This is a genomic window from Sphingobacterium sp. Lzh-3, assembly GCF_046764375.1.
Taxonomy (GTDB): domain Bacteria; phylum Bacteroidota; class Bacteroidia; order Sphingobacteriales; family Sphingobacteriaceae; genus Sphingobacterium.
In genome coordinates, this window is record NZ_CP177226.1 from 4307703 (window position 1) to 4322017 (window position 14315).

A 14315-nucleotide genomic window follows, 5' to 3' on the forward strand; every position below is an offset into this window, starting at 1 on the left:
ATTGCAACAAAATCTAATAACACTTGTGAATCACAAAAAACACGTTCATGAATAAAATCTTCTCTACCTTACTCCTATCCTGTGCCCTGTACCTGCCGACACTAAATTTTGCGCAACAAAAAAATGCACTTCCTCAACTCATTCCATTTCCGCAGCAGTTGGAGGCTAAGCCAGGCCTTTTTCAGCTAAAGGGTCAAGAATTGGGTTACTATATTGATCCAGCCCTATCTTCTAAATCATTATCGGGATGGATCGACCATTCCCTATTCGGGAAACTAAACAAAAAAAACGTGAAGCAAGCCAGCGCCACGTTGCGATTGATTAAAAATCAAGGGCTCTCAAATGAGGGCTATGAATTGATAATAGATCAAAAAGGTATCCAGATTATCGCCGCATCTGAAAAGGGTGCATTTTATGGATTACAGACAATCCAGCAATTATATTTACTCTCAGGAACAACAGCTAAGCTTGCTCTCCCCTATGTAACGGTCAAAGACGAGCCTGCTTTCCAATGGCGAGGTGTCGAACTCGATGTAGCCCGTCATTTTTTTCCAAAAGATTATATTTATAAATTTATCGATCTACTTGCAACATACAAGTTCAACAAATTTCACATGCACCTGACAGACGATCAAGGTTGGCGCATAGAAATCAAAAAATACCCCAAACTAACCGAACAGGGGGCTTGGCGGACGTATAACAATCAAGATTCAGCCTGCTTTGTGAAAGCCAAAGAAAATCCCGACTTTAATCTGCCCAAGGAACTGATCCGCACAACAAACGGAAAGGAAGAATATGGCGGTTTTTATACACAACAGGATATCAGGGACATTGTTGCCTATGCGAGCAGCCGACAAATAGAAATCATTCCGGAAATAGATATGCCAGGGCATATGATGGTGGCTACAAAGGCCTATCCCGAACTCCTATTGGACAGTCAGTCCGCGGGCTGGGGAAAACAATTTTCTGTACCGATCAGCCCCTGGAAAGAAAGCAGTTATACTTTTGTTGAGAATGTACTAAGCGAAATCATTGAGCTATTCCCATCACACTATATTCATATTGGTGCCGACGAGGTAGAAAAAGATTCCTGGTCAAAATCAGCAGCGGCCCAAGCTTTTATGAAAGAAAAGCAAATACCTAACTTACATGATCTGCAAAGTTACTTCGTCAAAAGAGTGAACAATTTTATCCGTTCAAAAAATAAACAGAGTATCGGCTGGGATGAAATATTGGACGGCAGTTCCGATACCAGCATGATGGTCATGTACTGGCGTGGTTGGGTAAAAAATGCACCTATGGAAGCCGTTAACCGTGGTCACCGCGTCGTGATGACACCTACAAATCCGCTTTATTTTGATTACCTCCCCAATAGCAGCAGCCTAGATGCCGTGTATAATATGAGTGTGGTCCCTTCGGATATATCCAGCCAAAAAGCACATTTGATCCAAGGTGCACAAGCCAATATCTGGACAGAAATGATCCCCTCCACTGCGCGGTTAGAGTTTATGATCCTCCCACGTTTAAGTGCTTTATCGGAACGTGTGTGGACCAACAAATCCCTGTATGATAGCTATAGAAATCGAGTAATTGCACACTTTGGACTCTGGAACAAAATGGGTTTACGGTATCGTATGCCAGACCTCAACGGTTTCGCCGAAACACAGGTAATTGTCGACGGACAATCTACACTAAAAGTCTCGAATGAACTTCCCCAAAATCCAATACACTATACTACCGATGGTAGTCTTCCAACAAAGCAAAGCCCAGTGCTTAACGGTTCTCTTGTCGTTAAAAAAGAAGGTCCTATCCGTTTTGCGACAATCTCGCCTTCGGGCGCAAAAAGTGAGCTCTATCAGGTTGATTTTAAAAATGATACGTGGAAAAAGGGTATAAAAGTTGATGAAAGTACCGTCGCTCCGGGCCTTAGAGCGACATTTTTCAATGGAACTTTTACCAATACTTCTGCCATTTCGGGTCCCGAAGTGCGTCAGGAAGTGATAAGCAATGTAGCGCTAAGCGATACCATCAAAATGCCTTCTTTTGGTGCAAAAATAAGAGGATACCTCTACGTCAAAGAAAAAGGAATCTATAATTTCTATTTTACTTGTGATGATGGTGGTGTCCTGCGGATACATGATCAGCTTGTCGTTGATAATGATGGACAGCATGCACCAATTATGAAAAGTGGACAGATTGCGTTAGAAGCAGGCTACCACCCAATTGCTGTAGATTTCCTTGAAGCTGGCGGAGGTTTCACCTTAAAACTTCAATACAATGTCAATGATTCAAAAGTGATCGATATTCCCAAAGCGTCTTTTTTCCATAAAAAGGATTAGAAAAAATCGACATAAAATAGCAGTGATACCATCCCCAGTGCAGTCAATGCTCACTGGGGATTTTTTTACCCCACAAGATTCTGGTCTAACGCGAAGCTAGAGATAACATATTCGCAAAAAGACGATATGCCCCTGCTACTCCTGCTGGCAGTTGTCTAAACAGCGACAGGCTGTTATAGATATAATAACCTTTTCCTTTTTTGTGCAGTAGCAATAACCCATCTTCCGTACGATTATCTCCATTTTGCCCACGCAGTATCGGTTCAAAATCCGAAGCCCATTTTTGAGGTAAAAAAAGTGCCCGGTCCTGCACCCAATTTTGAAAATCATGCTGTCCGATTACATTAGGGTAGTTCAATATGCGATGGGAAGGGTTCAAAAATGATATCTGACTTTCCGTATCTGTAATTCTTTCCGGAGAAACTGCTAAAGGATAAGCTCCAACCTCCGTCAAATGCAAATCATACGGTGTATTATACTGCCCTATCAATACACCGCCCTGCTCAACATAGTCACGAAAAAGCTGATGAAATCCCGCAATTAGGGGATGGCTATTGTATATTCGTATTCCCAAAACCACTGCATCAAAGCCGGAGAGATCAATTCCCCCAATTGACTCAAATGGAATAATCTCCAAATGACCAACAAGCTGGCGTAAGCTACCTGCTAGTTCATCGTTCATCCCCGAAATATAAGCAACCTTCTGGGCCGTAATATTCACGGGTAAATTTAGCACCCGCAATATGCCTTTGGGAAAGTAAGTTACTTGATTAACATGTGGATAAACAATACTTCTGGATGTGAACGGATACCGCCCTGTAGCCGTCTCAATCTCAAAGCCGATCTCCTGAATATAATCCTGCTGCGCAGGCGAACTCAACTCAAAGCTAAGCTTCTCGGTTGCATTCCCCGCGATATTGAGCTCAATTTCCTTCGGAAATACATCGAGCCCATCCGGTAGCGTAAGCTTAACCTTTATAGATAAGGATTCGGAGACATTAGATTGTAGCTCTAAAGCAATTAAACGTCTGGTCGCATTGGAGAGCACCACGATATCCGAATCAAAAGTTGCTGTCACCGGAGGGGCCACTGTAACAGGACTACCGGCATGTTTCACAGGCAACTTAACCGCGATCGGCAAGCCGGCAAACTGCAGTTCCAAATGAACAGACAATTCAGTTCCAATTTGTGTCAATACAACATCAGCAGGCGACGCCGGCGCATAGTTATGTGCATCGCCTTCAGCACTAAGCCAAGTTGGAAAAGAAGGTAAAATCGTATCCAGAAGCTCACCATTTAAAAGGATCGTCTTCGAAGGTGACAAAGTGGATTCTATTTGCTCTCCGTTACGGATAAATGGAACTTTCACCGCAGTCAGCTGTAGATTGGATTCTGTTGGAATGTGTACCTGCAAAACCATATTCACCTCGTTCCCCGGCACCCACAGTGCCTCGCTTGCCTGTACTTCCAAAGATACACCAGCAAAGTCGAGCAGAAGACGCTCTACCTCAGCCCGTTTTTCATGGATAACATGGCCATCGGGAACAATTCTCATCCAAAATAAAATCGTTCCAAGCTCCAAGACAAGTTCTGCTGTATCTGACTCACATTTTGCAATGAGGTCGTCCACCAAGCGATTAAATACGAGTGAATAAGAATCTTGAGCAGTATATTGTTTAAAAATAGCGTGCTGTTTCTCCGAACTGATCGGTGTACCTTTTAATAATTCAAAATATTCGGTACTAGGCTGATGCCGAACCAGACTTCCCATGGCCTGAGAACGATGTCTATTACGGCTTTCCGCAGCAATCTCACCATAATGAAAGTCCAGATAGCCGTGTCTCACTGGAATATCCAGCGAAAAATACGCTGGCAAAGGCCTTACTTCTCCACCGATATCCTTCACACCACTGTCCTGATACACATTCCACAACAGCTGCCGAGCCTGCCAAGGGCCCAATTCGGATAGCTGTTCTATATAAGCTGATGGATCAGCGGCCAGATCAAAAGCCTTTGCCGCCAGAATTGCTGAGGCCTGATGATGCCCATGTGCGTCTGGGACATCCGGTGAAAAACGTGTTACAATTACAGTAGGGCGAAAATAACGGATGGTCCAGACCATATCGGCAAGAACACCGTTTTCATCCCATCGTGCCAGCGTTTCATCGACAGATTTAGCAAATCCAAAATCCTTAGCACGTGTAAAAAACTGTTTTGTTCCCTCAATTGCACGGGCTGCAAGTGATTCCTGCACCCGAAGTACACCCAGATCCAGTCCCTTTTCTGTGCCTATAAAATTCTGTCCCCCCTCACCACGCGTCACGGAAAGATAGGCCGTATCGACCAACTGATGCTGAGCCAAAAAGGTCAACAATTTATTGTTCTCGTCGTCCGGATGAGCACCGATATATAAAACACGATCGGACATTTTAAGCCTACATAACGCACGCATCATCATTTGATCTTTACGCGAAAAAACCTGATCTAAATGTTGTTCGTGTGCCTGTTGTGCTAAATATTCCAATGCCATATCCTTCTTACTAAATATTTCTACGGCTCAAATATAGGAATATTTTTCAATAAACTACTAAATAGGTAGATTATATATTTTAATCAAGAATTAGTATTAATTATAATGGAAGATTAGCGTTAAAAACAAACATGTTGCTTGTAAAAGACACTAATCCAATCGTATCAATACACCCTCTTTATGGGCGTAAAATTCATAGCTGGTTCCTTTTCTAAACTGCATAACCTTTTCGATATGGATACTACTATGGTTTTTGATGAGGGTAAAGTATTTTTGCCGGAGCTGAAAACTAAAAGCTACTTAACTGTAACACCTGACAAAGATGCCTCCCCTTTCTGTAGAAATTTAGAATTGAAAGCCGCTGGTATTTATTTTTGATCTACATCATGCGTACACTGTCTGCTCAATCTTGTTTTGTATAAAAATTAAATGCTTTCGTATAATATCGATTTCCCGGTGTCACCAGGAACATAGATTTGTAAGGATAACTCAGGTGATTGGGGAATCAAATGATTTTGAACGCAAATAAATTAGTAGCGATGAAAGTTAGGCAAGTGATGATTTTTAAAAGTTCAGTGAAGACCAAAGACAAGAAAAATCTTTTAATGCAATTGGTCAAGACCCATCTTCCACAAGTACAGGATGCCACGGTTGATCTTGATGATGAGGATGCTATTTTCCGGTTCGAAACAGAAGAGTGTTGTGTCGACCATCTGACAAATTTCCTACGTAGTTATGGTATCCAAGTCGATTTCCTGGAACGCTTTGTGATGGCCTAAATTAGCCATCAGATCAAAGGAGTCCTCCTGTATATTGTTTAAAGAAAGATTCTCGATAGATCTCACCAATCGGGATTTCAAACTTATCGATGTAAATAGTATGGTTATCAAAAGAATCAATAAACGATAAATTAATCAGATAGGATTTGCTGGTACGCGCAAACAGGCTCACCGGAAGTTTCTGGTGAATTGTCTTCAAATTCATTGCAGTAATCAGTTTATTGTTCCGGGTATAGATAACCACATAATCTTTGAGTGCTTCTATAAAGCGAATATCAGTAAATGCAATTTTATAGTATTTCCTATCCGATTTAATAAAAAGTGCATCCTCACTGGCCTTCTCAACCGTACTTTGGTTTTCTTTTAACGCCAGTAAATTTTTATAGGCCATTGCTTTATCGATCGCTTTAGCTAAGCGGTCTTTATTGATCGGCTTCAACAGATAATCTATTGCATCCAATTCGTAACTTTTCAGTGCATATTGCGCATAGGCTGTCGTCAGGATCACCAGCTTATCGTTGGGAAGAGACTGTGCAAAATCGAGTCCATTGACCGTTGGCATCTCGATATCCAAAAAAAGTAAGTCCACCGGGTTTGTCTTAATACATTCCAATGCCGATATCGCATTGGAAAATGTACCGACTATCTGAATAGACGAAATTTCTTCGATTAAATTTTTCATTTCCTCCCTAGCCAGGGGCTCATCGTCTACAATAATGCAATTCATAAGGGAATAGTAAGTTTAACGCTATATAATGTCTCAGTTGTTGACACCGACAGTTCATAATCATTTCTATACAGCAGATCCAGTCGTCTTTTAGCATTAGCCAACCCCAGTCCGCTATATTTGCTTCGGACAAATGAGTTGTCGGGATCTTTCGAATTTTCACATTCAAAACAAAGCTGCTGATCCGTCTCAGAAAAATGGATTGTGATGAAAGTATCAGCATCACCGGCGCTGAGACTATGTTTAATCGCGTTTTCAACAAAGGCCGTAAATAGATGCGGCGGCAGAAATACGCCTTTTTTTTCCAATTCTATTGGGCAAGATATACGCGTTTTTAAGTTATCGCGGCGTATTTCCTCCAATTTCAGGAAATTGCTTATAAAATTGATTTCGGACTTGAGAAGTGTCTTATCATCGTTATTTTCATACAGCTGATATCTTAGAAAATCTGATAACTTCATGATGACCTCGGTAGCCATATTCGGATCTTTTCGAATTAAAGCTTTAACGTTGTTCAGCATGTTGAATAAAAAATGTGGCTGAATCTGATTTTTTAAGGAAACAAGCTCTGTGGTCAAAGCCAGGTTTTTCAGTTCAGAAATACGCTTATTGTCTTCCAACCAACGTTTAAAAAGCTTAAATGTCGTGGTGGTTAGAATAATCGGAATACAGATAAATAATGCGGCGATTAGCCCCATAGAGTCCGACTCCGGTTTTTTTATAGCGGGAATATGAATGGAATAGATGTAATTTGCAATGTACATGACTACCAGCAAACTGGCCGTTACCAGCAGTATCAATGCTAAGACATATAACTCATATTTGGCCTTAAAGAAAAACTTTGGGATCAGTACATACATATTGGCGTAAAACATGCAGACGAATACAAACCATAGGATAATAGAAAAATAAAACCGATAACTCCCTTGAAAATGAGAACTCGAATTTGCATTTGCAAAGAGCAACAGTAAACCGATCAGAAAAAACACATGTCGCAGTGGCCTGAATTTATTTTCTGTAAAATACCTTAAAACAATGCTATTATTGAAGTCTTGCATGCATTAGAATGATTTTAACCTAAATAACAAAAATAAAGCTTTTCTTGGCAAGAATCCGATCTCTTATACGAAGACCTATTTTTTTTATACCAAAACTGGGAGATGATTTTTAACGTTCCTTTTCACTGTTCCCCTAAATTGGACTTTTGTATAAAAACAAGACCTGTTGGTCTAAAAAAAAAATCCCACCTACAATTTTCGGCTATCCTTACCATGATTTTAATCATACATTTATGCAAAAAATACTTTTAGTGTTTGTACTATTGTTTCGTATATCCACTTCAATCGCACAGACTAAAGATAGCGTACAGCAAAAAGTGAGGGCTGTTGTTACCGACAAATTTCCCATAACACGGGTACTCAATTTGACCTATGAATCCAATACAGGATACCGTTATTCATCAAAACTCCAAGGTCAGGATTTACCTAAATCAAAAGTAGAATCGATGTACCAAGCCGGAGGTAGTATCAACATTAATTTTTTAAAGAGCAGAACCTGGAACTTGGGTACCAACATTGGCTATCAGTTCACTTCTGTCAACTCCAATCGCCTAGACCCCATCGCACAATCCACCATACAGTCAACCCATCAATATCATTATCATTACGAATCACTTAATCTTACCCGTTATTCACGTTTATGGGGCAAAGTAGCATTTTATACCGCAACGGTTGCTGCCAATGGGAGTGAAAAAGCAATAGAACGCATGAATGGGGTATTATCTGCTACTGTAATACTAAAAGCTACGCGGGAGATTCAAATGGCGGTAGGCCTCATCGGCTTTATAGATCCGGCAGCCATTGTTCCGGTTTTCCCAACCTTTGCCTACAAGCAGCAATTTGCCAATGGGATGATACTTGATGTCATCTTACCTAAAGGAGCCTACCTTAGAAAAGAGGTCTTGCGGAATGGCCGCGTTTCAATAGGTTCCGATTTAAATAGTACGATCTTTTACCTCTATAACTTTCAGGGCGCTGAAAAAGTATATACCTTCAGTCAGATGGAAATCAATTCGGGTCTGACTTATGAACATAACCTGGGCCGATCTTTTATTGCTACCCTTAAATCAGGACTAAAAACCATACCTCGCGCACGCGTATTTGAAAAAAACAAAACCCAACGCGATTATGTATGGGAAGCAAGCCCCGATCCTTCGTTTTATATTAATGCGGGGCTTTCCTTCAATCCCTTTGCTAAGAAAAGGAAATAATATCTTTTTTTCGGGTTATCCACCCCATATAAATCGATGATTGAAAGAATCGAACAGGAGGTTCAAATCCGGCTTCTTCACAGAGCTCGGCTAACCGTTCTTCCGAGACATGCAACAATTCATGCTCGATTCTTCGCAATCTTTGAGCGACCTGTGTTTCATCTATCCCATCGGGCAGAAGAAGTTTCAACAACTGCAAGTTTTGTTGAATCTGCTCCTTATTGCCCGTAATATCTAATAATAACAAGGGTGCTTGCGACATCATTCTCTTGGAAATATCTTGGAGCATAGCCAATTTTTGGCCATTGTCTTCTAAAAAGTGTAATACAAGTAAAAGTGTCGCAGCACCATATTGCTTCTCTTCGTCCAAATCACTTACCACACCTTCGACAAGATGAACATTTTCGTCCGCTTCAAATTTTTCCAGGGCCTGACTAATCATCTCAGGCGACGGATCTACCCCGGTTATTGTCCAAGATTCTGCTGTGTCAACAAAACGTTCTATTTCATTTCCTGTGCCACATCCGACCACCAATAAATCCTTATTTTCGATTTCTCGGAGGAGCTTAGGCAGCTGATCTAAAAAATAATGGTAATTGGGAATCCAGGTCTCAACAAATTGGTCATAGCCACTTGCGCGTTCATTTTCAAACAGTTCTACTTTATTCATCTAGCTAACAATAATCGTTCAATATAAAATCAGTATGCAGTTAAATGGTATACCTTTTCTGCATTCCAAATATACATCCAAAGTCATCTATTTAAAACTATTCTAAATAACTAATGGTTATTCTGACAATCTCGTTACTTATATTTCACCGAATAGATCGGTCAAAGAGTTTCTATATTCAGGTTATATCAATACTATTTTTTTGAGCGCGTGTTAATTACTTTTTTCAGATCGATTCCTTTCGCCAATCAAGGCCTAAAGATATTACCCAACGTGTACATGTATTCAATAGCATTAAAATAAACCTCCACTTTCTTATAATACTTTTTTAGTATAGACATTAATACAAATTAAAACCTTAAAGGTATTATTTTAGACATTACATTCTGCTCTTAGTTAATTTTATCATGCATGGTGACGATAATTGTCCCACAACTATGCTGTCCTTTTACTATACAATTTCAAAATTGCTATAACACTTTGAAATTTTGGGAATCATAAGGATGATTTTCAACCATCATGATCAAGCGTTTTAGGAAGAGACCCCTATTTTTTATGGGGGATTGATGAAGGTTCAGAACCGTAACTTAATAACATCTGACAAATCAGCATAAAAAAGGCCAGGAAATCAACCCCTGACCTTCGAAAAATACAATATCTAACCTACATTACTTACTTTTTTAACCGATGCAGATCGCAAATAGTTTTAAATATTTTTAGGAAATTCGTCTTTCCACCAGGTAAAACGCCAGTCATCGCCTTCTTCTTCGGTCAACAGGCATTCTTCCAGCTCCGCCAGATATTTTTCTTTATCCAGATCCTGACCTATGAATACCAATTCATTTTTTCGATCTTCCCACTCCGGATGCCAACGTTTAAGAAGTTCAGGTCTGATTTCGGCATAACCGGGATACTGATAGCGCTGCTCTTCGGGCATGCTACTCCACCATGAGCCTGCACTTTCCAACCTTACGCTACCACCTGCCTGACTAAAACTGATGGCCAAATGCGGTCGGGAGGCCAACCACAGTAGACCTTTGGCTCGTATGATATTGTGCGGGTAACGCTCGTTGAGGTAACGGTGCAGCCGTTGTGGATGGAAGGGCCGTTGCGATCGAAAAACAAAAGATGAAATACCGTACTCTTCTGTTTCGGGTGTATGTTCATTTTCAAGTTCCCTGATCCACCCTGCCGAAGATGAAGCTTCATCAAAATTAAAAGAGCCCGTACCCATAATTTCCCGGGGATCAACGCGTCCAAATTGTGTACGGATACGCTTTGCACCTGGATTGATCCGCCCAATTGCAGCCTCCAGCGTACCCAAAGTTTCTTCAGATACCAGATCGGCCTTATTCAGGAGGATAACATTCGCAAACTCGATCTGATCAGTCAACAGATTTACGATCGCCCTATTATCATAGTCATCATCCGTCAATTTCCGATCTAATAAGGTGTCGGCGCTTCCAAAATCTTTCGCAAAGTTGAAACAGTCCACAACTGTTACCATGGTGTCAATATAACTGAATGTAGACAGGTCAATCGCATTATCATTACCAACATAACTGAATGTCTGGGCAATAGGGATAGGCTCCGAAATACCAGTACTTTCGATAAGAAGATAATCAAAACGGTTTTCTTTCGCTAGTCGCTCCACCTCCACCATCAAATCCTCTCTTAATGTACAACAAATACATCCGTTGCTCATCTCTACTAATTTTTCTTCCGTTCGTGAAAGTACATTTTCGCGCTCAACAGCCTGTGCATCGATGTTCACTTCGCTCATATCATTGACAATGACGGCTACCTTCTTACCCTCCTTATTGTGTAAAATATGATTCAATAGTGTTGTTTTTCCTGCGCCTAAAAATCCACTTAAAACGGTGACAGGCAATTTAGTTTTTTTGGAAATGCTGCTCATAGTAATTTCGTTTTAACAAATGTAAAAACAATAACATTTAAATGCAACACTGTTGCTTTATTATTATACACACGAAACCAAAAGTCTTCCAAATGCCCTTAACACTTATCAATGATTAAGATAAGTTTCATTTAACCTGATCAGCAAGACGTTGCCTTGATACGTTCACGATCAGCATCCCAATACTTGCAGTCCAGTTCGATAAATAGGGAACTGTAAGACAGAGTTGACTCTGTCTTCAGCCGACAAACCCAAAAGCTGTACTGCTTTATCCATTTTCGCGAATACTTCTTCGTGCATCAGCGGGATTGATTTTGTGTTAAGAAGCAAATTATTTATCCATTTTTTCATAGCCATTGTATTGTTAGTGTATCTCCATTTTTTAGCATGACTTGCTCCTTAAAACTAAGGATCAGACGCCCATCGGTGCGTTTCAGCTCAACCAGTTCAATCGACCTTTCATTTTGCTTTACAATGAGTTGTTTTTTATTGAGCGACAGGTCATCCGCATCACCTAGATGAAATTCATGAAGCATCAATTGACCATATTTCAAGGTCAGTGTACACTGACATAGCCCTTTAGTTTTTCGCTTCTGGGCATAGGTCCCCCATCCTTTTGCTGTTGTGAAAGGCGCCTTGAAATCTGCTTTTCCTAACTTAGGGGCAAATCCAATCTGTCCTTTCGGCCCATGATAACTAAAACCGCAGGCGCTGATAAAGGTTCCATAACTTGCCATGGCACGTGCATAATGATCGCTGCATTCAATCTCATTAAAAGGATTTCTCTTGGCAGCATGATGGCGATCGTGGATCACCCTTGTCAATGTTAAACTTTCGTCAACCATGCCTTCAGCCATCATATGTGCTGCGACCTGATGTTCAAAGCCACTCATGCATTCATGGAAATAACCTAATTGCCAGGTCGTATTGTCCCCATAAGCCTTGTCTTCATTCTTTGGATTAGTGTTCATAACCATGCCCCCCTCCCCAGCCAAGGCATAAGGCCTTCCCCCAAGATGTGTTTTTATATAGGGGCCAACATCCATGGTAAAGTTATATTTCCAGAGTGCTTTCAATGCAGACACTACGTTCTCCTGACGATTGACCCCCGGCATGTCCAATTGTCTGCACCAGGCCTGACCATAAACCTGGTCAATATGACAGGTATTATAAGAGCCTAGCATTTTTCGCCCCTGCAGCATATCGGGACGATGAATATAATACTCTCCATTAAAGAGTTTGCTATCCATATTTTCAGATCCCTTACTAACATATTCCAAACACAATTTTTGAAACGTTTTATCACCTACTTCCTTCGCCATCAATGCAGCAGCCTGTATTGCTGCGAGACATAACCCGACAATCCAGGCAATTTCACCTTCCCAGACCGCATCGAGTGTATTTTCCATTGGCGTATCGGTCATACCATCCTTGTTTTTATCCTGATCAAGAACAAATTGAACTGCCTTCTTAAGTTTAGGCCAGTTTCGCTTAAGGAATTCGCTATCGCTGCTCATCTGATGATCGCGATAGAAGCGTAGAATAACACCAGCCTGCCCATCAATCGCTGGTCTTTTTTCATATTCAGCACGAAAGATGATGGCACCGGTATCAGACTGAAAGCCAACACCTAAATCCGTCACTTCACGTAAATTACGTTCAAGATCCGGAAATATCCTGCCCATGGACTGCCCATATTGCCAAACGTGCGTACAGGTACCGGCACATGCCCCTACTCCTTCCCAGCCCCAAAATCTTCCCGAAGCAAAACGCATGGTATTTGCTGTGGCCAGTGTGCCTATATTGACAAAAGTACGATCCATAAACCAGTACGGCAGTGTTGTATCATTCCAGGTCTGCTGCCATGCCATGGTTTCGCTCTCGAGTTTTTCACGATTGTTCAAATAATAATTGATTACTTCGGCCGCATTACTAAACCTGGCACCATACCAATAGCCCGATTGCGCATCCTTGAGGTGAAGTTTCAGTTTAGGGTGCGGATTGTTAAAATACCAGGATATTGCATAAGAAATTTGGCTTGTCGCCCTCGCTTTTATTGTCCGTTTTACCGTAAAGGCACCTACTTGCAAATCCGAAAAATCGACGGTCGAATCCACCCTATCCGCCTTTACCTCCTGCGGTTTTACAGGCCATTCCTCTAACCTCGTCGTGGGTTGCGCATCGAAATCAATACAGGTAAAAGCCATTGATCCATGGTCGCCAGCTTCCATGGCTTGAGTAGGAACCTGATCGCAACTAAAAAGCAACACTTGAGTATCGGCATGTCCCGCTAGGAAAGAGCGTTTGTGTACAGTATCAAAATCTTTCCGCCCTTTATGTACACCATTTTCCATCCAGCCCGTAACCGTTACATCGACTGGCGCGTCGCCTTTGTTCTGCAATTCGATATGTATAGTGGTAAGCGGCAAAGAAGAATTATCCTGATCCAATGGAATAAATGGCGAATAGGCAACCAACACCACATCCAATGGGAAATCTGCACTGCTATAGGTAATTTTACAGGTAGGATATGTTGCTTCAAATGCAACCTCATCCCAGTGGTTTTCTCGGAGCTCTTTGATCAACTGCTTTCCATTAACCGCAGTTGAAATCGCAAAGCCCTGTTCCATACTCCGCAGGTTGTCTGCTATAGCAGGCTCAATATAAGCAGATCCATCCCTCGGCCGTACAGTGACCAAGTCTTTTCCATTGTTCCATTGCACATTTTTGGGTTCTATCCCCTCGCACTCACCATCATAAGCCGTATTAAATATCTGCCACAACCATAGCCGACCATCACCTCCTATATAGACCGTACCCGAATGTAAACCACCTACAGGCATTCCAATGTACCGAAGCTCGTTTTTACTTTTTCGATAGGTGATTTTTTCTCCCTTTTCATACAGCGAATCAAACCATTGCCTGCTGAGACCTTTTTCCGCTGGAATGTTGTGAACAGGTTTATCCCAGGCAAATACGGTATTTGACCATACAGGAAATTTGCTGGCCAATACGCCCAGGCCAACTAAACTGGCTTTCTTAAAAAAACTTCTTCTGTCCATTCGTTTATAATTTATTGCCGT

Annotated in this window: 10 protein-coding genes; 4 read left to right on the top strand and 6 right to left on the bottom strand. The window is 41.3% G+C overall.

The window, feature by feature from the left end; translation table 11 throughout:
• Window positions 1-47 precede the first annotated feature (47 nt).
• A complete protein-coding gene (locus ACLCDV_RS18255) occupies window positions 48-2339 on the top strand; it encodes a family 20 glycosylhydrolase (protein WP_411971865.1) in 2292 nt (763 codons plus the stop codon).
• An 85-nt stretch (window positions 2340-2424) separates the two neighbouring features.
• Here ACLCDV_RS18255 and ACLCDV_RS18260 read toward each other — a convergent pair whose 3' ends face one another.
• Window positions 2425-4869, bottom strand: a complete 2445-nt coding sequence (locus ACLCDV_RS18260; RefSeq protein ID WP_411971866.1) for a PIG-L family deacetylase — start codon at window positions 4867-4869, stop codon at window positions 2425-2427.
• Between the two features lie 180 nt (window positions 4870-5049).
• Between ACLCDV_RS18260 and ACLCDV_RS18265 the strand changes: the two genes are divergently transcribed.
• Both ACLCDV_RS18265 and ACLCDV_RS18270 read left to right on the top strand, forming a co-directional pair.
• Entirely contained in the window at window positions 5050-5247 is a 198-nt protein-coding gene (locus ACLCDV_RS18265) for a hypothetical protein (protein ID WP_411971867.1), read from the top strand.
• A gap of 161 nt (window positions 5248-5408) precedes the next feature.
• Window positions 5409-5648: a hypothetical protein gene (locus ACLCDV_RS18270; protein WP_411971868.1), complete on the top strand. Its 240-nt coding sequence runs from the start codon at window positions 5409-5411 to the stop codon at window positions 5646-5648.
• 13 nt (window positions 5649-5661) lie between these two features.
• Here the strand turns inward: ACLCDV_RS18270 and ACLCDV_RS18275 are convergent, their stop codons facing one another.
• Window positions 5662-6375, bottom strand: a complete 714-nt coding sequence (locus ACLCDV_RS18275; protein ID WP_317665113.1) for a LytTR family DNA-binding domain-containing protein — start codon at window positions 6373-6375, stop codon at window positions 5662-5664.
• Complete coding sequence (locus ACLCDV_RS18280; RefSeq protein ID WP_070568077.1) at window positions 6372-7433, bottom strand: sensor histidine kinase; 1062 nt, start codon at window positions 7431-7433, stop codon at window positions 6372-6374. The genes ACLCDV_RS18275 and ACLCDV_RS18280 overlap by 4 nt, the downstream gene beginning before the upstream one ends.
• 233 nt (window positions 7434-7666) lie before the next feature.
• Between ACLCDV_RS18280 and ACLCDV_RS18285 the strand changes: the two genes are divergently transcribed.
• Window positions 7667-8644: a hypothetical protein gene (locus tag ACLCDV_RS18285; protein WP_411971869.1), complete on the top strand. Its 978-nt coding sequence runs from the start codon at window positions 7667-7669 to the stop codon at window positions 8642-8644.
• Here ACLCDV_RS18285 and ACLCDV_RS18290 read toward each other — a convergent pair.
• From ACLCDV_RS18290 to ACLCDV_RS18300, 3 genes are all read right to left on the bottom strand, one after another.
• A complete protein-coding gene (locus ACLCDV_RS18290) occupies window positions 8628-9314 on the bottom strand; it encodes a class I SAM-dependent methyltransferase (protein WP_411971870.1) in 687 nt (228 codons plus the stop codon). The genes ACLCDV_RS18285 and ACLCDV_RS18290 overlap by 17 nt on opposite strands.
• 706 nt (window positions 9315-10020) lie before the next feature.
• Window positions 10021-11232 carry a GTP-binding protein gene (locus ACLCDV_RS18295; RefSeq protein ID WP_411971871.1) on the bottom strand — a complete coding sequence of 404 codons (1212 nt, stop codon included), beginning with the start codon at window positions 11230-11232 and terminating at the stop codon, window positions 10021-10023.
• A 347-nt stretch (window positions 11233-11579) separates the two neighbouring features.
• A complete protein-coding gene (locus tag ACLCDV_RS18300; protein WP_411971872.1) occupies window positions 11580-14294 on the bottom strand; it encodes a GH116 family glycosyl hydrolase in 2715 nt (904 codons plus the stop codon).
• Window positions 14295-14315: the final 21 nt, after the last annotated feature.

Bases quoted from the DNA above. Each gene is read 5' to 3' on its own strand.
- ACLCDV_RS18255 (WP_411971865.1), top strand. From the start codon at position 48: ATGAATAAAATCTTCTCTACCTTACTCCTATCCTGTGCCCTGTACCTG.
- ACLCDV_RS18260 (WP_411971866.1), bottom strand. From the start codon at position 4,869: ATGGCATTGGAATATTTAGCACAACAGGCACACGAACAACATTTAGAT.
- ACLCDV_RS18265 (WP_411971867.1), top strand. From the start codon at position 5,050: ATGGGCGTAAAATTCATAGCTGGTTCCTTTTCTAAACTGCATAACCTT.
- ACLCDV_RS18270 (WP_411971868.1), top strand. From the start codon at position 5,409: ATGAAAGTTAGGCAAGTGATGATTTTTAAAAGTTCAGTGAAGACCAAA.
- ACLCDV_RS18275 (WP_317665113.1), bottom strand. From the start codon at position 6,375: ATGAATTGCATTATTGTAGACGATGAGCCCCTGGCTAGGGAGGAAATG.
- ACLCDV_RS18280 (WP_070568077.1), bottom strand. From the start codon at position 7,433: ATGCAAGACTTCAATAATAGCATTGTTTTAAGGTATTTTACAGAAAAT.
- ACLCDV_RS18285 (WP_411971869.1), top strand. From the start codon at position 7,667: ATGCAAAAAATACTTTTAGTGTTTGTACTATTGTTTCGTATATCCACT.
- ACLCDV_RS18290 (WP_411971870.1), bottom strand. From the start codon at position 9,314: ATGAATAAAGTAGAACTGTTTGAAAATGAACGCGCAAGTGGCTATGAC.
- ACLCDV_RS18295 (WP_411971871.1), bottom strand. From the start codon at position 11,232: ATGAGCAGCATTTCCAAAAAAACTAAATTGCCTGTCACCGTTTTAAGT.
- ACLCDV_RS18300 (WP_411971872.1), bottom strand. From the start codon at position 14,294: ATGGACAGAAGAAGTTTTTTTAAGAAAGCCAGTTTAGTTGGCCTGGGC.